This is a genomic window from Cryobacterium adonitolivorans (assembly GCF_004402695.1).
GTDB lineage: Bacteria > Actinomycetota > Actinomycetes > Actinomycetales > Microbacteriaceae > Cryobacterium > Cryobacterium adonitolivorans.
The window spans coordinates 119,150-132,573 of sequence record NZ_SOFL01000023.1 but is presented as its reverse complement, the minus strand read 5'-3'; the positions used below and the strand labels follow the sequence as shown (position 1 = coordinate 132,573).

The 13,424-nt window shown below is 69.4% G+C and carries 12 protein-coding genes; 6 read left to right on the top strand and 6 right to left on the bottom strand.

The features are described from left to right. Positions 1-267: 267 nt before the first annotated feature. On the bottom strand, positions 268-1,122 hold the full coding sequence (locus E3O42_RS07370) for an RDD family protein (protein ID WP_134453308.1): 855 nt from the start codon (positions 1,120-1,122) through the stop codon (positions 268-270). A 17-nt stretch (positions 1,123-1,139) separates the two neighbouring features. On the opposite strand from E3O42_RS07370, the gene E3O42_RS07365 reads away from it, so the two are divergent. Then, positions 1,140-2,135: a stage II sporulation protein M gene (locus tag E3O42_RS07365; protein WP_134453307.1), complete on the top strand. Its 996-nt coding sequence runs from the start codon at positions 1,140-1,142 to the stop codon at positions 2,133-2,135. 12 nt (positions 2,136-2,147) lie between these two features. Here the strand turns inward: E3O42_RS07365 and E3O42_RS07360 are convergent, their stop codons facing one another. Genes E3O42_RS07360 through E3O42_RS07340 form a run of 5 tightly spaced genes read right to left on the bottom strand, consistent with a single transcriptional unit; the run spans position 2,148 to position 7,579 of the window. After that, the gene (locus E3O42_RS07360) at positions 2,148-3,455 is read right to left on the bottom strand and encodes a DUF58 domain-containing protein (RefSeq protein WP_134453306.1); all 1,308 of its coding nucleotides are present in this window, start codon (positions 3,453-3,455) and stop codon (positions 2,148-2,150) included. A gap of 17 nt (positions 3,456-3,472) precedes the next feature. Continuing rightward, complete coding sequence (locus tag E3O42_RS07355; RefSeq protein WP_134453305.1) at positions 3,473-4,474, bottom strand: AAA family ATPase; 1,002 nt, start codon at positions 4,472-4,474, stop codon at positions 3,473-3,475. Next, positions 4,471-5,727: a DUF4350 domain-containing protein gene (locus E3O42_RS07350; RefSeq protein ID WP_241984700.1), complete on the bottom strand. Its 1,257-nt coding sequence runs from the start codon at positions 5,725-5,727 to the stop codon at positions 4,471-4,473. Before E3O42_RS07350 ends, E3O42_RS07355 begins: the two co-directional genes overlap by 4 nt. After that, positions 5,724-6,350, bottom strand: a complete 627-nt coding sequence (locus E3O42_RS07345; RefSeq protein ID WP_241984699.1) for a DUF4129 domain-containing protein — start codon at positions 6,348-6,350, stop codon at positions 5,724-5,726. Before E3O42_RS07345 ends, E3O42_RS07350 begins: the two co-directional genes overlap by 4 nt. A 41-nt stretch (positions 6,351-6,391) precedes the next feature. Next, complete coding sequence (locus tag E3O42_RS07340) at positions 6,392-7,579, bottom strand: hypothetical protein (RefSeq protein WP_134453303.1); 1,188 nt, start codon at positions 7,577-7,579, stop codon at positions 6,392-6,394. Between the two features lie 133 nt (positions 7,580-7,712). On the opposite strand from E3O42_RS07340, the gene mtrA reads away from it, so the two are divergent. The 5 genes from mtrA to hpf all read left to right on the top strand — a co-directional run bounded on the left by mtrA (position 7,713) and on the right by hpf (position 13,366). Next, positions 7,713-8,393: an MtrAB system response regulator MtrA gene (mtrA, locus tag E3O42_RS07335; protein ID WP_134453302.1), complete on the top strand. Its 681-nt coding sequence runs from the start codon at positions 7,713-7,715 to the stop codon at positions 8,391-8,393. 25 nt (positions 8,394-8,418) lie between these two features. Then, positions 8,419-10,062, top strand: a complete 1,644-nt coding sequence (gene mtrB, locus E3O42_RS07330; protein ID WP_134453330.1) for an MtrAB system histidine kinase MtrB — start codon at positions 8,419-8,421, stop codon at positions 10,060-10,062. After that, complete coding sequence (locus E3O42_RS07325; protein ID WP_166787921.1) at positions 10,055-11,737, top strand: LpqB family beta-propeller domain-containing protein; 1,683 nt, start codon at positions 10,055-10,057, stop codon at positions 11,735-11,737. The genes mtrB and E3O42_RS07325 overlap by 8 nt, the downstream gene beginning before the upstream one ends. A 93-nt stretch (positions 11,738-11,830) precedes the next feature. Then, positions 11,831-12,562, top strand: coding sequence for a ComF family protein (locus E3O42_RS07320; protein ID WP_134453300.1), 732 nt, complete (start codon positions 11,831-11,833; stop codon positions 12,560-12,562). Positions 12,563-12,661: 99 nt separating this feature from the next. Beyond that, positions 12,662-13,366 carry a ribosome hibernation-promoting factor, HPF/YfiA family gene (hpf, locus tag E3O42_RS07315; protein ID WP_134453299.1) on the top strand — a complete coding sequence of 235 codons (705 nt, stop codon included), beginning with the start codon at positions 12,662-12,664 and terminating at the stop codon, positions 13,364-13,366. Positions 13,367-13,424: the final 58 nt, after the last annotated feature.

Below are 13,424 nucleotides of genomic sequence, written 5' to 3'. Positions count from 1 at the left end.
CTTAGAAACACACACAATGGCCACCCTCCGGGGTGGCCATTGTGCGTTAACCCCCCACCCCGGGTCCCGCGAACCGTGAGCAAAGCACCACAACGCGCGAGACTTCGGGGCTTAACTCACAGCTCACGAAACATGGCATGCCCGCACCCAGGCTGAGCAACGCCCCGCTCCCGCTGGTAGGCGACCCGCACGCATCCGCGAACCGTGAGCAAAGCACCTAAAAAACGAGGATCTTGGGGCTTAACTCACAGCTCGCGGGGGGAGAGGTCAGCGTTCGGGGAAGTCGTGGGGACGCCCGGTCAGGACCGGGGAGAGCTTCTCGAGCCGGCCGCGTTCGAGGATGTGGCCGGTGTACTCGCGGTTACGCCGAACCTCGGCCACGCCGATCAGGAGGTATTCAGGCGGCACCGCCGGCAGTGGGGACACGAACGGTGCCACTTCGGCGGCGAGGCTCGCAGCCAGCCGTACCCGGGTGTCAGGTGAGAGCTGGTGTGCCTGACGTAGGAACTGCGCCACCCGGCGCGCCAGCGGATCGGGCAGCCGGGCGACATCCACAGTGGCGGCCCAGGAAGCCAGGACCGGCGGCAGCATGAAGGTGGGTTCGCTGAACCGCGGTACCCGCTCGTGCTGGCTGTACGTTCCCGCCAAGAGGTCACCGAGGCGTTTGGAACGCGAGTTGAGCAGAGCGCAGGTGACCGCGATGCCGCCGAAGGTGAGGAAGATCTCGATCACGCCCATCAACGCGCGGATGAAGGAGTGCCGCAGCCCCGTAGCGCCGCCGTCATCCCGCACGATGCGCGCGCCGACGGCCCAGCGGCCGAGGGAACGGCCCCTCGAGGCGGTCTCGACCAGCGTCGGCACGATCAGCAAAGAGAAGACCAGCCCCGAAATGGCCAGCGCCTGGGCGAGGGCCTCGTCGATGCCGTCGCCGAACAGCACAGAGACCACCAGCGCCATGAGCAGGAAGAAGCCGACATAGGCCACCCAATCGATCATCGTTCCCGCACCACGCAGGATGACGCTCGCTGGGCGAACATCGAGGGCAACGGCCTCTCCGGTCACCAGCTCGTGCTCGATCAGGGAATCTTCACCGTGATCGGCTGCTTTCCAGGGCTCCGCCATGTCTACTATTGAACCAGATGGATCTTGACGCGTATTCAGCGGCGCACCGCGCCGAATGGGACCGCCTGGCCGAACTCGGCCACCTGCGGCAGCTCAGCGGCGCCCAGTCGGACGAACTGATCCAGGCCTACCAGGCCGGTGCCACTCAGCTCTCGGTCATCAAGACGGCCGCCGGTTCGACGATGCAGGGCGACAGGCTCTCGGTGCTCCTGTCCAGGGCCCGGCTGCGCTTCACCGGCGCGGGCACCAACGTGCTCTCGCAACTGCCGCGATTCTTCCTCACCCAACTGCCGGCCGCGCTGTACAGACTGCGTTGGCTCACCCTGGCCGTGGCCGTGGTGACGGCTGTCGTCGCAACGCTCTACGCGGTCTGGGCCACCAACAATCCGGATGTGCTGGCCAATTTCGGTTCGCCCGCCGAGCTCGAGCAGGTCGCCAACCAGAGCTTCGTGTCGTACTACTCCGAGAACCCCGCAGCGTCGTTCGCCGGGCGGGTATGGACCAACAACGCCTGGATCGCGGCGCAGTGTGTCGCCTTCGGCATCCTGGGCGTCCACGTGCCCTACATCGTTCTGCAGAATGCCCAGAACCTTGGCATCACCGCTGCGGTAATGTTCGCGTACGACGAGGGCGATACCTTCTTCCTCTACATCGCCCCACACGGCCTGCTCGAGCTGACCGCGATCTTCGTGGCGGCGGCGGCGGGCCTGCGCATCTTCTGGGCGTGGATCGCGCCGGGCGCCCGCACCCGCGGCCAGGCATTGGCCGAGGATGCCCGAGCCCTGTTCACGGTGGCGATCGGTCTTGTCTTCGTGCTGTTGGTGTCCGGCATCATCGAAGGCTTCGTGACCCCCGCGCCCTGGCCCTGGCCGGTGAAGATCGGCATCGGGGCCGCGGCCCTGCTCGCCTTCCTCGCCTACATGCTGGTGCTTGGCGGCCGGTCCGTGCGCGCCGGCGAGACCGGCGACCTAGCCGAGTTCGAGGCGGGCAGCGCCCGGGTCTTCGCCGGCTGACGCCGCGGTCTCCTAGAGCCGGCCCGCCGCCTTGAGAGCGATGTAGCGGTCGGCCAGGGCCGGCGGCAGCTGGTCGGGGGCGCCGGTGACCACGTCGGCACCGAGCTGCCGAACCGCGGCCGCCACCCGGGTGGCGTCCAGCATCGTGCGTTCGGCCGACGCGGCCCGGTACACGTCTTCGCGGGTGCCGCGGTGACGGGCCAGCCCGACGACCGTCGGGTCCGTCACCGACGCCACCAGGACGGTATGCCGTGCGGTGAGCTGACCGAGCACCGACAGGAGCCCCGTCGACGCGCCGGGGGCATCGATCGGGGTGAGCAGCACCACCAGGGCATGCTGGCCGGTAATGCCACGGATCTGCCCGGGCAGCGCGGTCCAGTCCATCTCGATGAGCTCGGGTTCGATCAGCGCCATGCCGTCCACCATACGGCTGAGCAGTCCGGCTCCTGACGCGCCCTGCACCCTGGCCCGCACCCGGCGGTCCCAGGCCAGGAAATCCACCCTGTCGCCGGCCCTGGACGCCAGGGCGGCCAGGAGCAGCGCAGCCTCAAAGGCGGTGTCCAGCCGCGGCTCGTCGGCGACCCTGGCGGCGGAGGTCCGGCCGGTGTCGATGACGATCACGATGCGCCGGTCTCGTTCGGGGCGCCAGGTGCGCACCACGACATCGTTGCGGCGGGCGGTGGCGCGCCAGTCGATGGACCGCACGTCGTCACCGCGAACGTACTCCCGCAGGGAGTCGAACTCTGTGCCCTGCCCGCGCACGAGCACGCTGGTGCGGCCGTCGAGCTCCTTGAGCCGACTGATCCGCGACGGCAGGTGCTTGCGGGAATGGAAGGGCGGCAGCACCCTGATCTGTGCGGGGGCGGTGAGGGTGGCCTGCCTCGCCCAGAGGCCGAGTGGACCTCTCGAACGCACCGTCACGTGAGACGCCGTGCGCTCTCCGCGCCGGGTGGGGCGCAGCGTCAGCGCGACCAGGCGTCGTTCCCCAGGCGGCAGCGTCACCGTCGTGCGGTTATTGCCCGCGCCGGCCGACGGCTGCCACCCGTCGCGGACGATGCCGCGAAGCGGGCGCGGGCCATTGTTTCTGAGATAGAGCTCGCTGGTCACCTCCTCACCCAGGCGTACCCTGGACGGCAACACCCGGGCCAGGGTCAGCCGCCGCGGCGATGCGGCGAGGGCCAGGTCGATGCTCCCGAGTGTCAGGGCGAGCAGCAGCCAGCCGGCCAGGATGGCCAGTGCACTGGCGGTGGTGTCGCCGAACAGCACGATGGGCACGACGCCGAGGGCGACGAGGAGGACGAATCGGCCGGTCAGTGTCATCGGATGCGCGTCATCGGTTAGATCGGAACCTGGACCTGCTGCAGGACGCCGTGCAGGATCGTGTCGACGGTGATGCCCTCGAGTTCCGCCTCCGGGCGCAGCTGGATGCGGTGCCGCCAGACCGGCAGCACCATGGCCTGCACGTGATCGGGGGTGATTGACGCGTACCCGCTGAGCCAGGCCCACGCCTTGGTCGCGGCGAGGAGGGCGGTGGTGCCCCGGGGGCTCACGCCCAGCTTGGCCGACGGGCTGTGCCGGGTGGCCCTGGCCAGGTCGACGATGTACGCCAGGACGTCGGGGCTCGCGCCGACGGCGGCGACGGAGGCCTGGGCCGCGGCGAGTTCGGCGGCACCGAGCACCGGAGTGACTCCCGCAGCGGTGAGGTCGCGCGGGCTGAATCCGTTGGCGTGCCGGCGCAGCACCTCGAGCTCGACGTCGCGCTCGGGGATGTCGAGCACGAGCTTGAGCAGGAACCTGTCCAGCTGGGCCTCCGGGAGCGTGTACGTTCCCTCGTATTCGATCGGGTTCATGGTCGCGGCCACGATGAACGGTTCCGGCAGCGGGAGCGAGAGCCCGTCCACGCTGACCTGTCGTTCTTCCATCGCCTCCAGCAGGGCGGACTGGGTCTTCGGCGGTGTGCGGTTGATCTCGTCGGCGAGCAGGATGTTCGTGAAGACGGGCCCATTGCGGAACTCGAATTCGCCGGCTTTCGCGTCGTAGATGAGCGATCCAGTCACGTCGCCCGGCATCAGGTCGGGGGTGAATTGCACCCGCTTGGTGTCCAGGCTGAGCGCGTGGCTCAGGGACCGGACCAGCAGGGTCTTGGCCACACCGGGTACGCCTTCCAGGAGCACGTGACCGCGGGTGAGCAGCGCGATGATCAGCCCGGTGACGGCGCCGTCCTGTCCGACGACGGCCTTGCCCACCTCGGTGCGCACCTGGGCGAGGGCCCGGCGCAGGTTGTCGGTCGAGGCTTCGGCGGGGCTGGTCTCGGCGGATGTCGAGGCGTGACTGGTCATGGTTCCATTCTTCCGGTTGACGGGGGAGCGGTGGGGGACGGTCCGGCACCCGGCGGGCGGGCGGCGAGGGCGGTGGCGCGTTCCAGTTCGTCGATGGCGTCGGAGAGAGCCATCATTGCGGCGTCACTGCCCGGCATCTCGCCGACGAGCACGGCCTGGACGCGCTCTGGCGGCCGGGCGGTGAGCGCGGCCACGGCGCGGATCACCTGGTCGAGCGGGGCGGTCCGGGGCAATCCGGCAGCCTGGGCCATCCTGGCCACCGCACCGATCCGGATCGCGTCGATGGCCCGCAGCCGGGCGCTGGTTCGGGCGTACAGCCGGGCGCGTCCCTCCATGGTTTCGCTGGCCCGCACGACCACCGGCAGGTTTTCGGCGACCAGAGGGCCGAACCGGCGGCCGCGCCACACCATGGCGGTTATCGTGACGCCCACCAGCAGGAGCAGAACGGGCGTCACCCAGCCGGGCGTGAGCGCGCCCAGTGACGGCGGGCCGGTGACGGGCACATCGGCCAGTGTCGGCAGGTACCAGACCAGGGTGTCGACGGCGCCGAGGAGGTTGAGGGCCAGCGCGGCATTGCCGTACGTTGCGATCTCGTCGTTGGCGAACACCGCGGTGTCGGCGACCAGGGTGACGGTGCGGTCATCCGTGACCCGCTCGATCACCGAGTATGTGTCGTTCTCGCCGGGGAAGCAGCCCGTGTAACCGGCAGCGCCCGCGGGCAGGCCAAGGGTCTTGCCGCCGGGCGAGATCGTCTCGGCGCGCTCGGCGGCCGGAAGCGTGCATTCGGCGCTCAGGGAGTCCGCCGTCGATACGCCGCCGAACCCGACGTCGGGGGCCAGGGCCTGCAGGGCGAGGAAATCGGGGTCCACGACAACGACGCGGGAGCTCAGGTCGTCGAGCCGAGCAAGCTGGGCCGTGCTGAGGTAGCCGGACTCGTCGGAGACGAACAGGGTGGCGTTCCCGGCCGCGGCCGTCGCGTCGCCGGCCTCGTCGAGGGTGTCGACAGGAACGACGGTCACCCCCTGCTGGCGCAGCACCTCGACGACGGCCATGCCGCCGGCCGGGGCGGGGTTGTCGGCCCCGAGCCGGGGGCCGGCGGTGCCCCCTGACCCGGTGAGAACGAAGGCGATGACGGCGACGAGCAGCGCGCCGACCCCGGCGACAACCCAGAACACCGATCTCCGCAAAACGCCACGAATGGTGGGTGTGCTCGACACCGGGGTCACGGGGGTCCTGGTGCCCACGGCGCTCACGGGGCCACCGGCGCGACCGGCTCCGCCGAGCGCGGGCGGGCGGCCCGCAGGTCGGCGTCGAGGTCGACCAGGGCCCAGTAGCCCTGCTCGGTTCCCGCGCCGCCGAGGTAGCGCACGCTCTCGAACACGTTCGCGCCGCTTCTGAGCCGGGCTCGTTCGTCGGGGAACGCGTCGCCGGCCAGCTCGGCCACGCTGTGCGCCGTCGTTCCCGGTGTCGGCCGCAGGATGGTGCGTTCCGCCAGGCCCTGGACGATGGCCCGGAAGGCCTCCTCGCTGGCGAGGGTCCAGTCGCCGGCCGACGCGGCGGCGGCGGCCGATTTACGGAGTTGATCCGCGGTGCGGCGATCGTCGGCGGCGAACATTCCCACGGCGCTGCGTCGGCGACGAGCGCGCCTGGGCAACCCGAAGACGAGTATGGCGGTGACCAGCAGGGCGATGCCGATCAGCGTCGCGATGAGGGGGATCCAGCCCCCGCTGCCGTCACCGACGAAGGAGAGCGAGGAGAACCAGTCGAGGATCGCCTGGGAGAGCCTGTCGAACCAGGTGGGCCTGGCCGCCTGGTATGGAGCCTTGGCGAGCTCATCGCGCAGCCATTGCTGCGCGTCGGGCGCGCTGGGATCCACCGGGATCCCCATCCCCGGCAGAAGCGGCCCCCACCCCGTGATCATGCCCAGGGCGCCCCCGGTTCGGGGTGCAAAGCGGCGTCGGCGGGCGCGGTGCGGGGGAGGTAGGGATCGCTCGCCTTCGTGCCAGGGGCCGCTTCGACGAACCGCTGCAGCTCGAGGTCGAGGCCCTCCTTGCGCATCCGCAGGTCGATGTAGATCAGGGCGACGGCGGCCGATTGCACGACGGCGGTCACGGCGCCCAGGACCAGGGCGATCAGGAGCGTGAGGACGTAGAGCACGATGGCGGGGATGTAGGCGTCGAAGGCGGCGTTCGGGTCGATCAGGCTGAGCACCACGCTGAACAACAGCGATAGCGGGGTGGTCACGACCTGCGCGACGACGTTCACGATCACCGAGATCAGCAGCAACACCCCCAGGGTGCGCCAGAAGAACCCGCCCGTCAACGACCACGAGCGCCGGATGGACTGCCGGATGCTCAACCGTTCAAGTACGATCAGGCTCGGGACGATTGCGGTCTTGGTGGTCACCCAGGCTCCGAGCGCGACGAGCCCCAGCCCGCCGAAGACGCCGACGATCACGGCCAACGCGATCCACGCGCCGCCCAGCAGGACGCACACGTAGACCAGGCCGCCGATGAGCAGCACACCCACCAACAGCGCCGCGCTGAGCAACAGGGTCCAGCCGACCAGCGGCAACACCCGCGTGCCCACCTGGCGCCACAGCGCGCCCAGACGCAGCTTTTCGCCCAGCGTCGCCCGGGACACTTCGAGCACGATCACACCCTGCAAGAGCGCGGACGCGACGATGGCCAGGGCGACGGGAACCAGGGCGGACAGCACGATGGTGAGCATCGCGCCGGCCTCGACGGCATCCTGTTCGTCGACCGGGGCCGAGGCGACCCGGCTCAGGGCGAAGAAGCTCACCAGGCCGACGATGAGGAGGGTGATCAACAGCGTGGCGCCCTGCACGATCAGGGCGCTGCCGAAGGTGGCCTTGGGGTTGCGCCGCAGAACCTGGAACGGAGCCCCCAACAGGGTGCCGAAACCGAGAGGGCGCAGAGGAATCAGGCCGGGCTTGGGCGGCGGGGTCCAGGCTGGCGGCGCACTGGGCCGGTAGCCGCCGGCCGGGGCCATCGGAGGGGTGCCGGGCGCGCCCGCCGGGGCGTATTCGCCGTAGCGAGGCACGTCTGGGGAGGTGGTCGGGGGATGCCAGTCTGGGTCCGTCACGCCTCCATGCTGGCATACCCGGACTCCACTGTGTGGCCTGTGCGATATCTCGGAGCCGTGTCGACTATTCTTGTGCCAGAGATTGCCCGCGTCGTGCGCGTTATTGCCCGGTGACCGGGCGGAAAACGGATCTATGAACTCACGCATTTTGGTTGTCGACGATGACCCCGCACTCGCTGAGATGATCGGCATCGTCCTGCAGGGCGAGGGCTTCGAGCCGCACTTCTGCGCGGATGGGGCGCAGGCCCTTGACGCGTTCCACAGCGTCGTGCCCGACCTGGTGCTGCTCGACCTCATGCTGCCGGGCCTTGACGGCATCGAGGTCTGCGCCCTGATCCGGGCCGAGTCCGGCACCCCCATCATCATGCTGACGGCGAAGTCGGACACGACCGATGTGGTCAAGGGGCTGGAGTCCGGCGCGGACGACTACATGGTCAAGCCGTTCAACCCCAAGGAACTCGTCGCCCGGATTCGCACCAGGCTCCGCCCGGTTCCGGTGGAGACGCCCGCCAGCCTGCAGATCGGCGACCTCGTCGTGGACGCCGCCGGCCACGAGGTCAAGCGCGGCGACCAGAGCATCAACCTCACCCCGCTGGAGTTCGACCTGCTGCTGGCGCTGGCCTCCAAACCAGCGCAGGTCTTCACCCGCGAGATGCTCCTCGAACAGGTGTGGGGCTATCACTACAAGGCCGACACCCGGCTGGTCAACGTGCACGTTCAGCGCCTGCGCGCCAAGGTCGAGGACGACCCGGACAACCCGCGCATCGTGATGACCGTGCGCGGAGTCGGCTACCGCGCCGGCGCGGTCAGCTAGGGGCCCGGTGGCTGCGCGGCTGGACATGCTCAGGCTGGACTGGCGATCGTGGGGATCGTGGCGTCGCCTGACCCGCCAGCTGCGGCGCAGCTGGCGCTCCTCCCTGCAGTTCCGCACCGTCGCCATCACCGTGTTGGCGTCCGGCGCCGCTATCGGGCTGGTCGGTGTGTACATGTCGGTCAGCGTGGGGAACGACCTGTTCCAGTCCCGGCTGACTCAGGTTCTGGTGGACTCCAACCGGGCCACCGGCGCAGCCCAGGGCATCCTGGACGCCTCGGATGCCGCCGACAGGGTGCAGGTGCAGACGCTGCTGGAGTCTGCGCGCACCTCGATCTCCGCTGCGTCGTCGAGCCGGCTGGTCGCCGTCTTCAGGGTGCCAGGGCAGGAATCGTCGACCGTCGCACCCCAGGACTCTTCCACCTTCGGTACATCCACCGCGGTCATCTCGCCAGAGCTGCGGCAGGCCGTGCAGGACGATGCTGACGGGCAGTACTGGCAATCGGTGACCCTGGCCTCCGACGACGGCTCGTCGGTGCCCGGAATCGTCGTCGGCTCACAGATCACGGTCCCCGTCGCCGGGCGGTACGAGCTGTACATCGGATACAGCCTCGCCGACGCCGAGTCGACGCTGCTCTTCGTGCAGCGGACCCTGGGCGGTGCGGGCCTGGCCCTGATGGTGCTGATCGGAGCGGTCACCTGGATCGTGGTGCGCTTTGTTGTCTCTCCGATCCAGGTGGCGGCCCAGACCAGTCAGAAACTCGCCTCCGGCGACCTGGGCGTGCGCATCCCGGAAAAGGGCGAGGACGTGATCGCGACACTGGCCCGCTCATTCAACGGCATGGCCGACAGCCTGCAGAGCCAGATCAAGGAACTGGCCGACCTCTCAGAGGTGCAGCAGCGTTTCGTCTCCGACGTCTCGCACGAGCTCCGCACCCCCCTCACCACCATCCGCCTGGCCGGGGACCTCCTCTACGACCAGCGGGCCACCTTCCCGCCGGCCACCGAACGCACCGCGGAGCTGCTGCACACCCAGGTGGAACGCTTCGAACTGCTCCTGTCTGACCTGCTCGAGATCAGCCGCTACGACGCCGGGTCCGTCGAGCTTGAGTCCGAACCCACCAACCTCGTGCACCTGGCGGAGGACGTCATCGACGGCATGCGCTCGCTCGGTGACTCCAAGGGGAGCGACATCAGGCTGGTCGCGCCCGGCGGGCACCTCGCCGCCGAGATGGATCCACGACGGGTGCGCCGTATCGTCAACAACCTGATCGGAAACGCCATCGAGCACGGCGAAGGCAAACCGATCGTCGTGTCGGTGGACAGCAACGAATCCGCGGTGGCGCTCTCGGTGCGGGACTACGGGATGGGCATGACCCAGGCTGAGATCACCCACGTGTTCGACAGGTTCTGGCGGGCGGATCCGTCCCGCAAGCGCACGATCGGTGGCACCGGGCTCGGCCTGGCGATCTCCCTCGAGGACGCCGCAGCTCACCGCGGCTGGCTGCAGGTCTGGTCCAGCCCCGGCGCCGGGTCATGCTTCAGGCTGACCCTGCCCCGCACGACCGGCGTCACACTCAAGGCATCGCCCAACCCGCTGCCGCCGACGGATGCCGACACCGCTGGATTCGTGTCGCCGCACGCCGAACCGAGAAGGGACCACCATGCGTAGCCCGGCCAGGCTTGTCGCCGTCGTCACCGCGATGGCCCTCCTGCTCGGCGGCTGCTCGAGCATTCCGCGTACCGGGGCCGTTCAGGCCGGCCAGGATGTGGTGGCCGGGGAGAACCCGGCCCCGGTCTTCCTGCCGGACCGGCCACGGGACGGGGCCTCGATGGAGGAGATCCTCACCGGATTCATCGGCGCCGGCACGAGCCCGGACAACAACTACGAGATCGCCAGGGAGTTCCTGACGGCCGAATTCAGCGACACCTGGAAGTCCGACACCGGCGTCACCGTCGAAGACGGTTCCGGGCGCATCATCGCGCCCGTCGACGACACCATGATGCTCGTTTCCGTGCGACCGGTGGCCGAGGTCAACTCGATCGGCGAGTACCACGAGGGAGTCGCGTCGGCTAACATGCAACTCCCATACGAATTCGCGAAGGTGGACGGTGAGTGGCGGATCAGTGAGGCGCCCAACGGCACCGTGCTCGACCAGAACACTTTCGAGGACGTCTTCAGCGCGCAGTCGCTGTACTTCTTCGACCCGGACTTCCAATTCCTGGTGCCTGACGTGCGCTGGTTCCCGCGCGGGGCATCCCTGCCGACCAAGATCGTCAACGGCGTACTCAGCGGACCCAGCGAGTGGCTCGCCGGCGCTGTGACCTCGGCGTTCCCCGAGGGTACCGCCCTCACCGCCGACGCCGTCACCGTGGTAGCCAGGGACGCCAAGGTCGACCTGAACAGCGAGGCGCTGAACGCCGACAGGCTGACTCTGCAGCGCATGAAGAGCCAGCTGGAGAACAGCCTGCCCAGCGGGCTCACGGTCACGATCACGATCAACCGGAATTCCCAGGACATCGCCGCCCTCGGCGCCAACGAACCAGAGGTGAACCCCCGGGTTGATGCGCGGGCCCTCGTGCTGCGTGATGGCGAATTCGGGTTCCTCGCCGCGACTGGCAAGACGATCAGCCTGCTACCAGGGCTATCGGAATCCATCGCCGCCCTGGCACCCAGTGCCGTCACCCTGTCGCCCTCGCAGACGGCGGCCGCGGCACTGACCGGCACCGGTGTTTACGGGGTCAGGGTGGGCGAGGATGCCAAACAGCTCGATCCGCGGCAGAACCTTATCGCCCCGTCCGTCGACGGCTCCGGGTATGTCTGGTCAGTGCCGGGGGACCGGCCCAACGAGCTCTTCGTGTACAACACGCAGGGTGCGCCACAGGCCGTCCCGACGCCCTGGCTGGACGCGTCGGCGATCACCGCGCTCAAGGTGTCCCGCGACGGCACCCGGGTGATCGCGTTGCTGAGCGCAGCCGGTGAGGTGCGCCTCGTGGTGGCCGCCGTGCTGCGGGAGAACGGCGCGCCGGTAGGCCTGGGCGACCCCGTGCAGCTGGCCACCGACACCGGAACCCCGGTGGATGCCACGTGGATCGACCAAGCCACGGTGGCGTACCTGAGCCTGCAGCCCGACGGCGAAGACCGCATCGTCTCCCACGAGGTCGGCGGCACGAGCGAGCAGCTCGAGTCGTCGACGGGAATTCGCTCCATCACGGGGAGCAACCTGCTGCGCGACCTGCGGGCGCTGTCCGCGGACGGGTCGCTCCTGGTGCAGCGTGGCATCGGCTGGCAGGAACGCATCGACGCGGTCACGCTTGTGGCCACCCAGCAGGGCGCCGGCGGCTGAGCCGGCGCTCCTCACCAGCCGCCGCGGCTCCCGTCAGTGCACAGGTGGGCGCGACCGGTCGCCGGTACCGCCCCGGCGGGAGAGTCTGGCGGGATGACGAACGACCGCCGGGTGGTGCATGCTGTGCGGGCTGTGCGCGAGGCAGCCCGCGCCGCCGCCCTCGATGCCTGGGCGGTGCTCATGCCCACCCAGTGCAGCGGCTGCGGCACGCCGGACCGGGCGCTCTGCGCCGCCTGCGTGAGCGCGCTGCGGGCTGAGCCGAAGGCGGCGTACCGCGAGGATCTCACGGTCTGGTCGGCGTTGGACTACTCCGACGTGGTGGGCCGGGTGCTGGTGGCCTACAAGGACGGCGGTCGAACGGATGCCGCGCCGGCGCTCGCCGCGGCCCTTCGCCTGGCCGTGGGGGCGGCGCTGGCCGCCGCCGACCCCGCCGACCCGGCGCAGGCCTCCGGGGGCATCGTGCTGGTCACGGTGCCGTCCTCCCGCCGAGCCTGGCGGGCGCGGGGGTTCCATCCCGTCGACCTGCTCCTGCGCCGGGGGGGCCTGCGCCCGAGTACGCTCCTGCTCCCGTGCGCCGGCGTCGCTGACCAGGTCGGGCTGGGCCGGCAGCAGCGCCTGGACAACCGCAGCGGCTCGCTGGTGGCCACCCGGCCGCTCGCGGGCAGCCGCATCGTGCTCGTCGACGACATCGTGACCACCGGCGCCACCCTGCTGGAAGCCCGGCGCGCCCTGCGGCAGGCCGGCGGTGAGGTGGTCGGAGCGGCGACCGTCGCCGAAACCCGGCGGCTCCATCCCGACATCCAGCGTTCACGGGAAACTGATTGACAAAAGCTGTGACTTATCCGGCTGGCACGACTACGGTTGTGCCAAAGGCGCGTACCAATCGCCCGGATCAGGGGCGGTTCGCCAGATCTGGAGGTCGTCATGGAAACTAACATTGTTGGACGGAACCTGGGGATCACTGATCGCTTCCGGGAATATGCGACGGAGAAGGCCGAGAAGATCGCCGGTCTCGCCGACAAGGCCCTCGCCCTGGAAATCAAGGTCAGTCGTCACACCGAGAAGAGCGGCGCCGCCGGTAACGACCGCGTTGAACTCACGCTCATCGGTAAGGGGCCCATCGTTCGGGCCGAAGCCGAGGGCAGCGACAAGTACGCGGCCTTCGACATCGCCCTCGGTCGGCTCCTGGAACGGGTACGCAGGGCCAAGGACCGCAAGAAGGTGCACCGCGGAGGCGCGCACCGGCCCACCTCGCTGCACGACGCGTCGTCGTCAGGCTTCGGAGGTGTAGACATCGTCCCGGCCGACGGCGAGACCCTGGAGCGCGTGCGCACCGGGGCGATCCAGGTCGTTTCCGACGAATCCGAAGAGGCCGACGAAGCCGAGGAGGTCTATAGCCCAGTGGTCATTCGTCGCAAGGTCTTCTCGGCCGCGCCCATGACCGTTGACGACGCCCTGTACTTCATGGAACTCGTCGGCCACGACTTCTACCTGTTCCAGGACGCCGAATCCCACCGGCCCAGCGTGGTCTACCGGCGCAAGGGCTGGGACTACGGCGTCATCGAACTGGACCCCAACTCCGACGAGGCGAGGGTACTGGCTTCGGTGGCCAGCGGGTCCAGCTCCTGACCAACTAGCATTGCTATAGTTGCCGGCTAGGTCGGCGCTACGTGCGTCCGACCGGACG